Raw genomic sequence first — 12,487 nt, 5'->3', positions numbered from 1 at the left:
AAAATAGAAGCGATCCGGAAAAAGCCGAAAAGGATTTGTAAAAATGCATGGAATGGGCTGACGGAAGCGCAGCATTTCAGAAAGGAAATACAACATGAAAACCTATGGCGTAATTATGGCAGGCGGGGGCGGAACCCGTTTCTGGCCGCTGAGTACAAAGGCAGAGCCGAAACAGTTTTTAAACCTGTCCGGCAAAGATATTCTGGTTAACGAGACGATCGACAGACAGCATGACCTGATGGATCAGAAGGACATTTTTATTGTGACCAATGAGACACAGGCAAAGATGATGAAGGAGCGCACAGCAGGCAGAATTGCGGCAGATCATATTCTGGCAGAGCCTGCGGCGCGCAATACAGCAGCGTGTATCGGTTATGCGGCGATGGAAATTCTGCATAAATACGGTGACGGCGTGATGTGCATTTTTGCGGCGGACGCTTATATTCGCGATGAGGCGGAATACATCCGCGTGATGAAGGAAGCAGTTCGTGCAGTGGAAGAGACGGACGCACTTGTGACGATCGGGATTCATCCGACGTTTCCCTCGACCGGCTATGGTTATATCCGCAGCGTGGAAGAGACTGGAAAAGTATGGCGCAAGGTAGAAGAATTTGTGGAAAAACCGGATTTGGAAACGGCGAAAAGCTATCTGGCATCCGGCAGTTACGCGTGGAACAGCGGCATGTTTGTCTGGAAAGCCTCCACGATTCTTCACTATTTCGAAGAACTTCTGCCGGATGTGTACGCCTGTCTGAAACAGATCGGGGCAGCGCTCGGCACAGAAAAAGAGCAGGAGGTTCTGCATGAGGTTTATCCGACCATCCCGAAGATTTCCGTGGATTACGGCATTATGGAGCGCGCAAAGGGTGTTCTGATGCTGGAAGGAGATTTCGGCTGGAATGACGTTGGCAGCTGGGATACGCTGGATGCAGTGCGCACCCGGGATGCTGCCGGTAACATCAGCTCCGGCGATACGCTGCTTCTGGATGCGAAAAACTGCGTTGTATACGGTGGTAAAAAACTGATCGCCGCAGTCGGCGTTGAAAACCTGGTCATCGTAGAGGGCAGGGATTCGATTCTGGTCTGCCCTGTCGATCAGGCACAGCGCGTCAAGGAAGTCGTTGAGACGCTGGAAAAAGAAGGCAGGACGGAACGGCTTTAAACGGCGAAAAAACGCGAAATATCACGACCGTTTTCCGTTTGGTTTCCAAAATCTGAGTGTTAGAATAAAGTAGAAAGCAGCGGCAGAATGTTCACAGTGCGGTCACACTGTTGGTGCGGAAAAAAGACTCAGAGGAGGAATCAGAAATGGCTGCAGAATGGAAAGAAACACTCGAAACGGAGCGGGAGATATCGGCGTTTATGCTGGAACTTGGGATTCCGGCGCATTTGAGGGGATATTATTATCTGAGGGAGGCGGTTTTGCTGGCTGTCTCGGATATGGAACTGGTTGGCAGCGTGACGAAGCTGTTATATCCGGTGATCGCAAGGCGTTACAAAACAACGCTTCAGCGGGTGGAACGCGCGATCCGAAACGCGGTGGAGGTGTCCTGGGAACGGGGCAATCCGGAGGTGTTTGAGGATTTGTTCGGGTTCAGCCGGGAGACGGGCGCGCCGAGGCCGACAAACAGCGAATACATAGCGAGAATTGCGGACAAGATAAGAATGGACGCAACTACAGGAGAGAAACATGTTACTGAGCGTAATCGTACCTTGCTATAATGAAGAGGAAAACGTTCCGATTTTTTATGAGGAAATGATGAAAAATTCCGCTTTTTTGGAGCAGGAAAAACTGGAGCTGGAAATTATTTATATTGATGATGGTTCCAAGGACAATACCGCAGCGGAGGTTCGGAAGCTTCACGAAAAGGATGAACGGGTGCATTTGGTGTCCTTTTCCCGCAACTTTGGCAAGGAAGCAGGAATTTATGCGGGCTTCCAGAAAGCAAAGGGGGACTATGTCGTGATGATGGACGCTGATCTGCAGGATCCTCCGTCCCTTTTACCGGAGATGTTTTCCTATATTAAGCAGGGCTACGACAGTGTGGCGACAAGACGTGTGACCCGAAAAGGCGAACCTCCGATCCGGTCGTTTTTTGCAAGGATGTTTTACCGCATCATGAATAAAATTTCCAAAACGGAGATCGTGGACGGCGCACGCGACTATCGCCTGATGACGAGACAGGTTGTGGATTCGATTCTTTCGATGTGCGAATATAACCGTTTTACGAAAGGAATTTTCGGCTGGGTCGGCTATGAGACGAAGTGGCTGGAGTATGAAAACGTGGAACGCACCCACGGCGAGACAAAATGGAGCTTCTGGAAGCTGTTTTTGTATTCGCTGGATGGAATTACCGCATTTTCAACAGTGCCGCTGGCAATTTCGTCTATCATGGGCGTTGTGTTCTGCATTATAGCATTTGTGGCGATCATTGCCCTGATTATCAAAAACCTGATTTACCATGATCCGACGCCCGGCTGGCCGTCGATGGTATGTATTATTCTGTTGGTTTCCGGCGTGCAGCTTTTCTGCCTGGGAATCGTGGGACAGTATCTGTCCAAGACCTATCTGGAAGTGAAAAAGCGTCCGATTTATCTGGTAAAGGAAGAACTGTAATGAATTATGAGAACCTGATCAGCATTGTGATGCCGGTTTTTAACGCCCAGGCGTATCTGGAGGAAGCGCTGGAATCGGTTCGCCGCCAGACATGGACGGACTGGGAGCTGCTGGTGGTAGACGATCATTCTACGGACGGGAGCGCAGGTCTTGTGTCAGAAATCTGCAGAAAAGACGCGCGAATTCGGCTTCTTTCCCAGATGGACGGGATAAAGGGCGCGGCAAATGCAAGAAATTTCGGGACAGCACATGCAAATGGACGTTATCTCGCATTTATGGATGCGGACGATATCTGGCGGGTGGACAAGCTGGAACGAGAAATGGCTTTTTTGCGGGAAAAAGACGCAGCCTTTGTATTTTGCTCGTATGAATTTGGAGACGAGCATGCGGTCGGAACCGGCAAAATCGTGCGGGTTCCCGATCAGCTGACTTATCAGAAAGCGCTCAGCCGGACGGTCATTTTTACAAGCACGGTGCTGTTTGACCGGGAAAAAATTGACAAGGCGCTTTTGCAGATGCCGGACGTGCCGAGCGAGGACACGGCGATGTGGTGGCAGATTTTAAGAAACGGACACGTCGCTTACGGGTTAAAGGAAAATCTGGTGATCTACAGAAGACCGGAAAAATCCCTTTCCTCGAACAAGTTCCGGGCGATTACAAGAATCTGGGGACTTTACCGGAAACAGGAAAAAATGTCGGTGATCGCAAGCGCAGCATGTTTTTGTATGTGGGCGGTGCGCGCTGTGTGGAGAAGAATATAGCGGGAGAACGGAAGATGAAGAAAAACGATTCTGTCAAGCGGCTGATTATTCTGGCGCTTGGGCTGATTGGACTGTGCGTGCTGACTGCTTTTTATGCGCACGACTGGTTCGCCTATTATTATCATCATATTGCATGGAAAACACATAACCGTTTTAATGTAAACGGTCATTTGCTGATTGTTGCTCTGTATTTCATGTTGCTCTTTTTCTTTTCCAATACTTATGGAGCACTCAAAATCGGCTATCTGAAACCGCTGGATATTTTCCTGTCTCAGCTGTTTTCTCTTCTGTGCGTCAATGTAATCAGCTATGCGCAGCTGTCCCTGATGTATGGCTGGTTTATCATCGGCGGGGGGCATATGGTGTCGATGATGCTGTATCAGCTGGTGTTTGCAGGGCTGTGGGGCTGGCTGTGTAATCTGATTTACCGTCGCGCGTTTCCTCCGCGGGAGCTGCTTTTGGTGCACGGTGAGCGCCCGGTAGAGGATATCCTTGGGAAATTTGCAGGACGGAAGGATAAATATCATGTTGCAAAGTGCATGAACATCAAAGAGGGATACGATGCGGTGATCCGCGAGGTCGGAAAATATGATGCGGTCGTTCTCTGGGATATTCATACGATGGACAGAAACGTGCTGCTCAAATATTGCTACAGCCATTCAATCCGCGTTTATATGATGCCGAAGATTCCGGATGTGCTGGTAAAGGGAAGTGAGCAGCTGCACCTGTTTGATACGCCGATTCTGCTGACAAGGGAATATGCGCTGAATGTAGAACAGAGAATTGCAAAACGGTTTATCGATACAGTATGTTCGCTGATCCTGATTGTTGTGACATCGCCGATCATGCTGATTACGGCGGTGGTGATCAAGCTGTATGATAAAGGTCCTGTGCTGTACAAGCAGGTCCGCTGCACGAAGGATGCGAAAGAATTTTATATCCTGAAATTCCGCAGTATGCGCGTGGATGCAGAAAAGGACGGTGTGGCGCGGCTTGCCGCCAAAAACGATTCCCGGATTACGCCGGTCGGCAAATTTATCCGTGCGGTTCGTATCGACGAGCTGCCGCAGCTGTTCAACATTTTAAAGGGCGAGATGTCCTTTATCGGTCCCAGACCGGAGCGGCCGCAGATCATCCGCGAATATATGGAAGAAATGCCGGAGTTCGCATACCGTACCAGAGTGAAGGCCGGGCTTGCGGGATATGCGCAGGTATACGGAAAGTACAATACAACGCCCTATGACAAGCTGAAGCTGGATCTGTTTTATATTGAGAATTATTCCGTATGGCTGGATTTGAAGCTGATGCTTCTGACATTGAAAATCCTGTTTACGCCCGACAGCACGGAGGGCGTGGACGAGAAGCAGGTAACCGCCATGAAAAAACAGGTGCAGGAGGAAGAAAAATAATGCCTCTGAAAAGAGATGAAGCATTTTGGAAAGAGGGCATGGACGAAAAACGCTTTGCCCTCTGTTGTATTCATAAAATATGGATCTGTCTGGCGGCAGCTTTGGCTGGCGCTGTTTTTGCTGCGGGGATTTATCTTGGTGTGCGGCAGCTGACGATGGGGCCGAAGCAGTATCGGTCGGAGGTTTTATATTCGATCGTCTATGACATCGACGAGGACGACGAGGTTTTAAAAGAATTTATCAACGAATATAACGCCTATACCTGGGGGGATATGATGCGCTCCGACCGCGTGATGGATACGGTGCTTTTGCAGCTGCCGGATGTGGAACGGTCCGTGATAGAGGCTTCGATCAGCACGGAAATTGCGTCTGACCCGGAATTTCTGACGGCATACTTTACGACAGGGGACGCAGTGCTTTCCGACCGGATTGCGGCGGCCTATAACCGCGCAATGACGGCATTTGGACAGACGATGCAGGGACGCGGTCTGACGGCAATTGAAGTATGGAAAACCGTTTCTGCACAGGCGGTGCTTCCGGAAAATAAAGTGAAAAATGCGGCGGCACTCGGTCTGGTGCTCGGACTGCTTGCCGGAATCCTGGGCGTGGCAGTCTGGTATGTTCTGGACGATTCTGTTTTACTCAGCTCAGACGTGGAAAAACGCTGCGCAATCCCGGTTCTTGGCTACCGAACAGCAAAGCCCGATGAACAGTTCGGCGCGCTTCTGGATGCGCAGCTGAGAGCCAAAGCGTCTCAGACCGCTTTTCAGGAAATTTCGCTGGACACGGTGCTTTCCGGGACGATGGGGCTTGGAGAAGAAGGAAAAATTCCGCTTATTCTTTTGGTTCGCTGGAACACACCCTGTATTAAAAAACTCGGACTTGCCCTCGATCTGCTTGCTCAGCGGGAGATCTCGGTTGTGGGCGTGATCCTCACGGACGCGGATGCACGGTTTTTGCACGCTTACTACAGAATGTAGGCTGCCAGTTCACTCGTGGCAGCCTGTAGGCAGATTCCATGCTCGCATGAGAATTTGCCTACAGACTGCTACGAAGGGAGCGCCCATTTTATGAGCAAAAAGGAGCTGCGAAACAGCGGAAAGCATCGAAGATGCGATTCATGACAATAGAATGTCCGCGGAGCGTGCATTCTATTGTATTGCGAATGGCGCGGGTGAACTGGCGCACGATTACAAGAAACAAAGGAGATGGCTCATGAAACTGCAGATTCTGGTTTCCTCCCTGAATCAGGAGGTCAAGTCGCTGGCAGAGAAAATGAATCTGCAGGCGGATGCAATTCTCATCAATCAGTGTAACGAAAACCGTTACGAGGAATGGACGCAGGACGGTCATCGGATCCGCTGCTATCATCTGGCGGAGCGGGGGGTCGGGCTGTCGCGCAACAACGCGCTTCTGCGTGCGGACGCCGACCTGTGCCTCTTTTCTGATGAAGATATCGTTTATGACGACGGTGCAGTTGAGCGGATTATCGAAGGGTTTGAGCAGCATCCGGAGGCGGACATGCTGTTATTCAATGTGCGCGTGCAGGAGAGCCGCTTTACCTACTGGAATTCGTTTTATAAGCGGGTGAGGTGGTATAACTGCGGTCGTTATCCGGCATACAGCTTTGCGCTGCGCACGGCGAAGATGCACGAAAAGAATCTGACCTATTCGTTGTTGTTCGGAGGCGGCGCGAAATATGCAAACGGAGAGGACAGCTTGTTTATCCACGACTGCCTGAAAGCCGGGCTGAAAGTCTACAGTATTCCGGTCGAAATCGGAGAAGAACAGCCCAGACCGTCAACATGGTTTTTCGGCTTTGACCGCAAATTTTTTCACGACAGGGGCGTTTTGTATCATGTGCTGTACGGAAAGCTGGCGGCGGTGATGGGATTTCGGTTCCTGCTGAAAAATAAATCCAATATGAATTCTGAGAGCTGCCCGGAGGGGCTGACCTTTGATGAGGCGAAAAAAGCGCTTCTGTCCGGAATCCGCGACGCAAAGGGAGGACTGTAAATGGTATTTTATTTTCTGATTACAGCGGTTACGATTGCGCTCGCGGGGCTGATGGACGCGGTCTGGACGCGCACGGGGCAAGAGGCAGGCGGTGTAGTGCGGTGCGCTGGACAAGCCGCCGAGAGTGCGGCATCCGGGAATGGCAGGTGTGCCTGCGGCATCCCATCATCCGGCGGCGGCTCGTTTCCGGCGGGCGTTTCCCGACGTCGCGCCTTCGACATCGTGTGCCTAACTGCTATTTTCCTGATTCTGGCGCTCGTGAGTGCGCTGCGTCTGGAGGTCGGTAACGATTACGGCAAATATGTCGAGAATTTCCACGAAATCTGGGCGGGAACCGATCAGGCGTATGTGGTGACGGAAGCCGGATTCAATTTCGTGGTATGGTTGATTTATACACTTTCCGGGTATGAAAATTATCTGCTGGTATTCGCGGTATTCGGCGCGGTTACAGCTTTTTTGTTTTTAAAGGCGCTGTACGGACAGAGTGACTGCTTCTGGCAGAGCTTCGCGATGTTCATGCTGCTGGGCGTATATTTTCGGACATTTACGACGGTGCGTTATTATCTGGCACTTGCCGCAGCACTGTATGGAATCCGGTTTGTACTGCGCAGGCAGTATGGCTGTTTCGTGATCTGGATTGGCATTGCGGCGCTGTTTCATAAATCTGTTCTGATGGTGTTTCCGTTGTATTTGTTGGCTGTGCTTCCGTGGGAAAAATGGATTGCGCCGGCGCTGACTGTGATCGGAGGGATCGGTTTTGTTTTCCAGCGTCCGCTTTTAAATCTGGCGCTGACGTGGTATCCTACATACAGGGACACCGTATATCTGTCACAGGATATCGGTCTGAAAGCGAATGCGTCCGGAATCCTCCGGTGCGTGCTCGTTTTTATGCTGGCGGCAGTGGTTGGCAGGTGTGGAATGGAAAAGGAGCAGAACCGTTTCTGCCTGAAATTAAATTTTTTCGGACTGCTGTTTTATACCTGCGGTTCGTTTTTGCCGCTGGTATCGAGAATGTCCTATTATATGATTACGCCGCAGCTGCTGCTCATTCCGGGACTGCTTGGCTGCGTGGAGAACCGGAAGCGGAAAAATATTTTAACAGCACTTGTGGGGATCGTATGTCTGGGGTATTTTTTGTGGTTTTTAAAAACGGCATCCGGAAGCGGGATGCGCGTGCTTCCCTATAAGACCTGGATTTTTACGGATAAGGAGTGGATCAATGGCGCAGATTTCTTTTAGCATTGTGGTAGTATGCTTAAACCCCGGCGAAAAGCTGTTGAAGACGGTGCAGAGCGTATTGAACCAGAAATACGGAAATTATGAAATTGTGGTAAAGGACGGCGGTTCGACGGACGGCTCCCTGGAACAACTTCCGGCGGACAGCAGAATCCGGGTTTATACAAGACCGGACAGTGGGATTTATGACGCGATGAATCAGGCGATGTCCTATGTGACCGGTCAGTTTGTCCAGTTTTTAAATTGCGGAGATCTTTTACACGACGATATGGTGCTGGAACGGCTTGCAGCTGTGATGGAGCGCAAGCGCGGCAGGGGAGCCGACGGGGAAGGCCTGGGACATAAGGAAAAAGAGCGGATTTTTTATGGAAATCAATATCATGAGGCGTGGGGCAGCGTGATCTATTCTGCACCGGAGGTCAATGATTTTACCTGTTACAGAAATGTGCCCTGTCATCAGGTTTGCTTTTACGACGTCCGTCTGTTTGCAGAGCGTGGTTATGACGTCAAATACCGTGTCCGCGCGGATTACGAGCATTTCCTGTACTGCATTTATGATCGGAAAGCGGAAGCAGTTTATGTGGAGATGATTGTTGCGGATTACGAGGGCGGGGGCTTTTCCGAGACAAGGGAGAACCGTCGGATTTCCGAAAAAGAGCATGCCGAAATCACGAAACGCTATCTCGGACGCGACAAGGCGCTGCGTTATAAGCTACTGATGCTTTTGACACTGGCACCGCTTCGGACAAAGCTTGCAGAGGACGAAAAATATTCCGAGTGGTACAACGGGATCAAGGCGAAAATTTACGGAAGATGCGGCCATAAGGACGAACCGGGGGAGAATCGGAAATGAGAGTGTTATGGGTATGCAATATCATGCTCCCGGTAATCGCGCAGGCGCTTTCGCAGGAGTATAGCGTGCGGGAGGGCTGGCTGTCCGGGATACTGGGGCGGTATCTGGAGACGGAGAACGGCACAGAGCTGAGCGCAGCGGACGTGACAGACAGCGCTGCATCGCCCGGCGGACGGCAGCAGGGAGCCGAAACTGCGGCTACACTGACGCTCGGCATCGCATTTCCGGTTGCACCGGGCAGGGAGGAGCTATCGCAGCGTCTGCAGCTTGGCAGCTATAAAAAAGAAGTCGCCTGCTATGGCTTTGCAGAGGATTTGGAGCACCCGGAGCGCTATGACAGCGCGATGGAAGCGCGTTTTTTGCAGATTTTAGAGGACTTTCAGCCGGATCTGGTGCATATCTTCGGGACGGAGTTTCCGCATGGCTATGCCTGTGCGAAAGTATTTCACAGACCGGAGCGGACGCTTGTGGGCTTGCAGGGACTTTGTATTTCCTGTGCGGACAACTACATGGCAGATCTCCCGGAAAACGTACAGAACAGCAGGACACTGCGAGATATTTTAAAAAAGGACAGCATCCGGCAGCAGCAGGAAAAGTTTTATCAGCGCGCGGAAAACGAGAAAAAACTCCTGTTGTCAGTCGGACATGTGACGGGACGGACGACATTCGATAAAACGATCAGTTTGGAGATAAATCCATCCCTTGTTTATCATACCATGAACGAGACAATGCGCCCGCAGTTCTACAGCGGATGCTGGGAGATCGAAAAAACTGTGCCCGGAGAAATCTTCATCAGTCAGGGAGATTACCCGTTAAAGGGCTTTCACTATCTATTGCAGGCGATGCAGGAAATCCTGCAAAACTGTCCCGAGGCGCATATCAAGGTGGCGGGCATCAGCGTGCTCGGCGTAAACGGAATAAAGAGCAGAATCAAGATTCCGGCATATGGAAAATATCTGCGCAGGCTGATTTTGAAGAATCGTCTCGAAGGAAAAGTGCGTGTGCTGGGAAATCTTTCTGCGGAGGAGATGAAGCGGGAATATTTGTCCGCGCAGATATTTGTGTGTCCGTCTGCGGTGGAAAATTCCCCGAATTCCGTGGCAGAAGGGCAGCTTCTTGGCGTGCCCGTGGCGGCGAGCAGAACCGGCGGAATCCCGGATGTTGTAAAAGACGGCGTAAGTGGTCTGTTGTTTGAAAAAGGAAACGTTCACGAGCTTGCCGCGTGCGTCAGCCGGATTCTGACAGATAAACAGCTGGCAAAGGAGTTGTCGGCTTCGGAACGGGAGACTGCGGCGAAGCTTTACAACGGTGAAAACAATTATCAAAAACTGATAGAAATTTATCAAAGCATCGAATGAACGAAGCTGCTGACCGGAGCAGGAAAGCGGGAATGGAGGAAAACATGAAGGCTGTTTTTATTTCCAATTATATCAATCATCATCAGATTCCGTTTTCCAACGCACTGTATGAACAACTGGGGGACGATTACCATTTCATCCAGACCGAGCCGATGGAAGAAGAACGGATTGCGATGGGCTGGGGACTGGATGCAGCGACTCTGCCATATGTTGTTTGGGCGGATCGGGAGGAAGAACGCTGCCGGAAGCTGATCGAGGAAGCGGATCTGGTGTTTGCAGGCTGGACGAAGCGGCTGGATCTGGTTTTACCGCGGCTTTCCTCGGGAAAGCTGACGTTTCGGGTGAGCGAGCGGATTTACCGCGAGGGACAGTGGAAAGCGATCTCTCCGAAGGGGCTGCTTGCAAAATATAAAGAACATATCCGGTTTCGAAACCAGCCGGTGTGGCTTTTGTGCTGCGGCGCGTATGTGGCGTCGGATTTTTCACTGATCGGGGCTTATCCCGGGAAAAAGCTGAAATTCGGCTATTTTCCGGAGACGCTGCGCTGTCCGCAGGAGGAATTGTTTGCCAAAAAGAATACGGATAAACTGCAAATCGTCTGGGCGGGACGGATGATTTCGTTAAAGCACCCGGAGTTTGCAGTGAAGTTGGCTGGAAAATTAAAGGAACAGGGGTATTCGTTTGAGCTGCACTTTGCGGGAGGCGGTCCGATGGAAGAGGCGCTGAAGCAGGAAGCAGCAGCGCTCGGAGTGGCAGAGAAAATCGTTTTTCATGGATTTTTAAAGCCGCAGGAGGTTCGAAGCCTGATGAAACGCTGCCAGCTGCATGTGTTTACAAGCAACTATCTGGAAGGCTGGGGTGCAGTAGTCAGTGAGGCGATGAACAGCGGCTGTTGTGTGGTGGCAAACCGTCAGATCGGCGCGGTTCCGTTTTTGATTGAGGACGGCGTAAACGGTAAAAGCTACCCGGACGGCTCTTATGAAGCCTTCGAGCGGACGGTATTGGAGCTGTGCGCGCAGCCGGAGCAGATCACAGCGCTTGGAAAAGAGGCATACCGGACGATTACAGAAAAATGGAATGCAGAATGTGCGGCGCAGCGCTGCCTGGAATTTTATGAAGGCTGGAAAGCCGGAAAGCTGCCGGAGTGGGAGGATGGACCGCTCTCTGCCGCGCCGAAGCTTTCCGCACGCTGGAGCTATAATGAGGGAACATTGGATGGAGAATAAAACAGAACAAAACTGCCTGATCAGCGTGATCGTGCCAGTTTACAATATCCTGGACTGTCTGGAGCGATGCGTCAACAGCATCTGCGCCCAGACCTGGAAAAATCTTGAGATCCTGCTGGTGGATGACGGTTCGACGGATGGAACCGGAAAGCTGTGCGACCTGCTTGCTGAAAAAGATGACAGAATCCGGGTTTTCCATAAGCCGAACGGCGGTTCTTCTAGTGCGCGAAACCTTGGAATCAGCATGGCAAAGGGAAAATGGATCGGGTTTGTGGACAGCGACGACTGGATCGAGCCGCAGATGTATGAAAGGCTGTATGAAGCTGCGACCGCTGCAGGCACTTCAATTGCGCAGGCTTCGCGGGATGAGATCGACGAGGATTACCACAAAAGACCGGACGTCTGTACGCCGCCGGAACAGGAAGTTACCTGCACGGCAGAGGATTTTCTGAAAACGCTGCTGCTGCATCAGGGCGATTGCTCGTTCTGTACGAAGCTGATTAAAAAGAGCCTGTTTGAAGGTCACCGCTTCCCGGAGGGAAAGTTAAATGAGGATTTCCGCTTGCTGGTTGAGCTTTTATGTGAGGGCGAAAGGGTGCGGATCTTGCCGGAGCAGCTGTATCACGTTTTTTACCGGATCGGGAGCAATACGCGCCGGAAAGATAAAAACGATTTTTCGAGAGTGTTTGAGGATATCGTAGAAAATGCGGATTATATGGAGCAGCTGACCCGGGAGCGCTACCCGGAGCTTCGGGAATATGCGGTGCGCTTCGCACTCGTTCAGCGCCTGGATTATCTGCTGCACATCCCGGTGGGACGGATGGTGGATACAGATGCGTTTTACAAATCGGTAAAGCAGTATCTGTGCGGGCATTTTTCGGATACGCGGAAAAATCCGCTGCTGGATAAAAAGAGCAGAACCTATCTGACGCTTCTGACGATTGCGCCCAAAACCGTGCGCCGCGTGCACGGCTGGACGATGAAGCTGCGGGGAGTGGGGTGAAAAAACGC

Annotated in this window: 12 protein-coding genes; all 12 read left to right on the top strand. The window is 51.2% G+C overall.

The annotated features are described in order from the left end of the window. Positions 1-94 precede the first annotated feature (94 nt). The 12 genes from OCV62_RS03645 (at position 95) to OCV62_RS03590 (ending at position 12,479) form a co-directional block, all read left to right on the top strand. Positions 95-1,162 carry a mannose-1-phosphate guanylyltransferase gene (locus tag OCV62_RS03645; protein ID WP_262585167.1) on the top strand — a complete coding sequence of 356 codons (1,068 nt, stop codon included), beginning with the start codon at positions 95-97 and terminating at the stop codon, positions 1,160-1,162. A 146-nt stretch (positions 1,163-1,308) separates the two neighbouring features. Beyond that, positions 1,309-1,722 carry a sporulation initiation factor Spo0A C-terminal domain-containing protein gene (locus OCV62_RS03640; protein WP_021914831.1) on the top strand — a complete coding sequence of 138 codons (414 nt, stop codon included), beginning with the start codon at positions 1,309-1,311 and terminating at the stop codon, positions 1,720-1,722. Next, positions 1,691-2,617 (top strand): glycosyltransferase family 2 protein, encoded by a 927-nt coding sequence (locus OCV62_RS03635; RefSeq protein WP_021914832.1) that lies wholly within the window; start codon positions 1,691-1,693, stop codon positions 2,615-2,617. Before OCV62_RS03640 ends, OCV62_RS03635 begins: the two co-directional genes overlap by 32 nt. Next, on the top strand, positions 2,617-3,378 hold the full coding sequence (locus tag OCV62_RS03630; RefSeq protein WP_262585166.1) for a glycosyltransferase family 2 protein: 762 nt from the start codon (positions 2,617-2,619) through the stop codon (positions 3,376-3,378). Before OCV62_RS03635 ends, OCV62_RS03630 begins: the two co-directional genes overlap by 1 nt. A gap of 14 nt (positions 3,379-3,392) precedes the next feature. Beyond that, a complete protein-coding gene (locus OCV62_RS03625; RefSeq protein WP_262585165.1) occupies positions 3,393-4,787 on the top strand; it encodes an exopolysaccharide biosynthesis polyprenyl glycosylphosphotransferase in 1,395 nt (464 codons plus the stop codon). Further along, positions 4,787-5,767 carry a hypothetical protein gene (locus OCV62_RS03620; protein WP_262585164.1) on the top strand — a complete coding sequence of 327 codons (981 nt, stop codon included), beginning with the start codon at positions 4,787-4,789 and terminating at the stop codon, positions 5,765-5,767. Before OCV62_RS03625 ends, OCV62_RS03620 begins: the two co-directional genes overlap by 1 nt. A 235-nt stretch (positions 5,768-6,002) precedes the next feature. Next, entirely contained in the window at positions 6,003-6,803 is an 801-nt protein-coding gene (locus OCV62_RS03615; RefSeq protein WP_021914836.1) for a glycosyltransferase, read from the top strand. Beyond that, positions 6,804-8,042: an EpsG family protein gene (locus OCV62_RS03610; RefSeq protein WP_262585163.1), complete on the top strand. Its 1,239-nt coding sequence runs from the start codon at positions 6,804-6,806 to the stop codon at positions 8,040-8,042. It begins immediately after the preceding gene. Further along, entirely contained in the window at positions 8,023-8,892 is an 870-nt protein-coding gene (locus OCV62_RS03605; protein WP_262585162.1) for a glycosyltransferase, read from the top strand. Before OCV62_RS03610 ends, OCV62_RS03605 begins: the two co-directional genes overlap by 20 nt. After that, entirely contained in the window at positions 8,889-10,250 is a 1,362-nt protein-coding gene (locus tag OCV62_RS03600) for a glycosyltransferase family 4 protein (RefSeq protein WP_262585161.1), read from the top strand. The genes OCV62_RS03605 and OCV62_RS03600 overlap by 4 nt, the downstream gene beginning before the upstream one ends. 32 nt (positions 10,251-10,282) lie before the next feature. Beyond that, the gene (locus OCV62_RS03595) at positions 10,283-11,476 is read left to right on the top strand and encodes a glycosyltransferase family 4 protein (protein ID WP_262585160.1); all 1,194 of its coding nucleotides are present in this window, start codon (positions 10,283-10,285) and stop codon (positions 11,474-11,476) included. Further along, positions 11,466-12,479 carry a glycosyltransferase family 2 protein gene (locus tag OCV62_RS03590; RefSeq protein ID WP_262585159.1) on the top strand — a complete coding sequence of 338 codons (1,014 nt, stop codon included), beginning with the start codon at positions 11,466-11,468 and terminating at the stop codon, positions 12,477-12,479. Before OCV62_RS03595 ends, OCV62_RS03590 begins: the two co-directional genes overlap by 11 nt. The last annotated feature ends 8 nt before the right edge of the window (positions 12,480-12,487 follow it).

It is taken from the genome of Gallintestinimicrobium propionicum (assembly GCF_025567525.1).
GTDB classification, from domain to species: Bacteria; Bacillota; Clostridia; order Lachnospirales; family Lachnospiraceae; genus Gallintestinimicrobium; species Gallintestinimicrobium propionicum.
Note: the sequence above shows the minus strand (reverse complement) of the source record. Positions and strands in the feature narration are given on the sequence as shown.

Bases quoted from the DNA above. Each gene is read 5' to 3' on its own strand.
- OCV62_RS03615 (WP_021914836.1), top strand. From the start codon at position 6,003: ATGAAACTGCAGATTCTGGTTTCCTCCCTGAATCAGGAGGTCAAGTCG.
- OCV62_RS03640 (WP_021914831.1), top strand. From the start codon at position 1,309: ATGGCTGCAGAATGGAAAGAAACACTCGAAACGGAGCGGGAGATATCG.
- OCV62_RS03595 (WP_262585160.1), top strand. From the start codon at position 10,283: ATGGAGGAAAACATGAAGGCTGTTTTTATTTCCAATTATATCAATCAT.
- OCV62_RS03590 (WP_262585159.1), top strand. From the start codon at position 11,466: ATGGAGAATAAAACAGAACAAAACTGCCTGATCAGCGTGATCGTGCCA.
- OCV62_RS03645 (WP_262585167.1), top strand. From the start codon at position 95: ATGAAAACCTATGGCGTAATTATGGCAGGCGGGGGCGGAACCCGTTTC.
- OCV62_RS03600 (WP_262585161.1), top strand. From the start codon at position 8,889: ATGAGAGTGTTATGGGTATGCAATATCATGCTCCCGGTAATCGCGCAG.
- OCV62_RS03620 (WP_262585164.1), top strand. From the start codon at position 4,787: ATGCCTCTGAAAAGAGATGAAGCATTTTGGAAAGAGGGCATGGACGAA.
- OCV62_RS03635 (WP_021914832.1), top strand. From the start codon at position 1,691: ATGTTACTGAGCGTAATCGTACCTTGCTATAATGAAGAGGAAAACGTT.
- OCV62_RS03605 (WP_262585162.1), top strand. From the start codon at position 8,023: ATGGCGCAGATTTCTTTTAGCATTGTGGTAGTATGCTTAAACCCCGGC.
- OCV62_RS03630 (WP_262585166.1), top strand. From the start codon at position 2,617: ATGAATTATGAGAACCTGATCAGCATTGTGATGCCGGTTTTTAACGCC.
- OCV62_RS03610 (WP_262585163.1), top strand. From the start codon at position 6,804: ATGGTATTTTATTTTCTGATTACAGCGGTTACGATTGCGCTCGCGGGG.
- OCV62_RS03625 (WP_262585165.1), top strand. From the start codon at position 3,393: ATGAAGAAAAACGATTCTGTCAAGCGGCTGATTATTCTGGCGCTTGGG.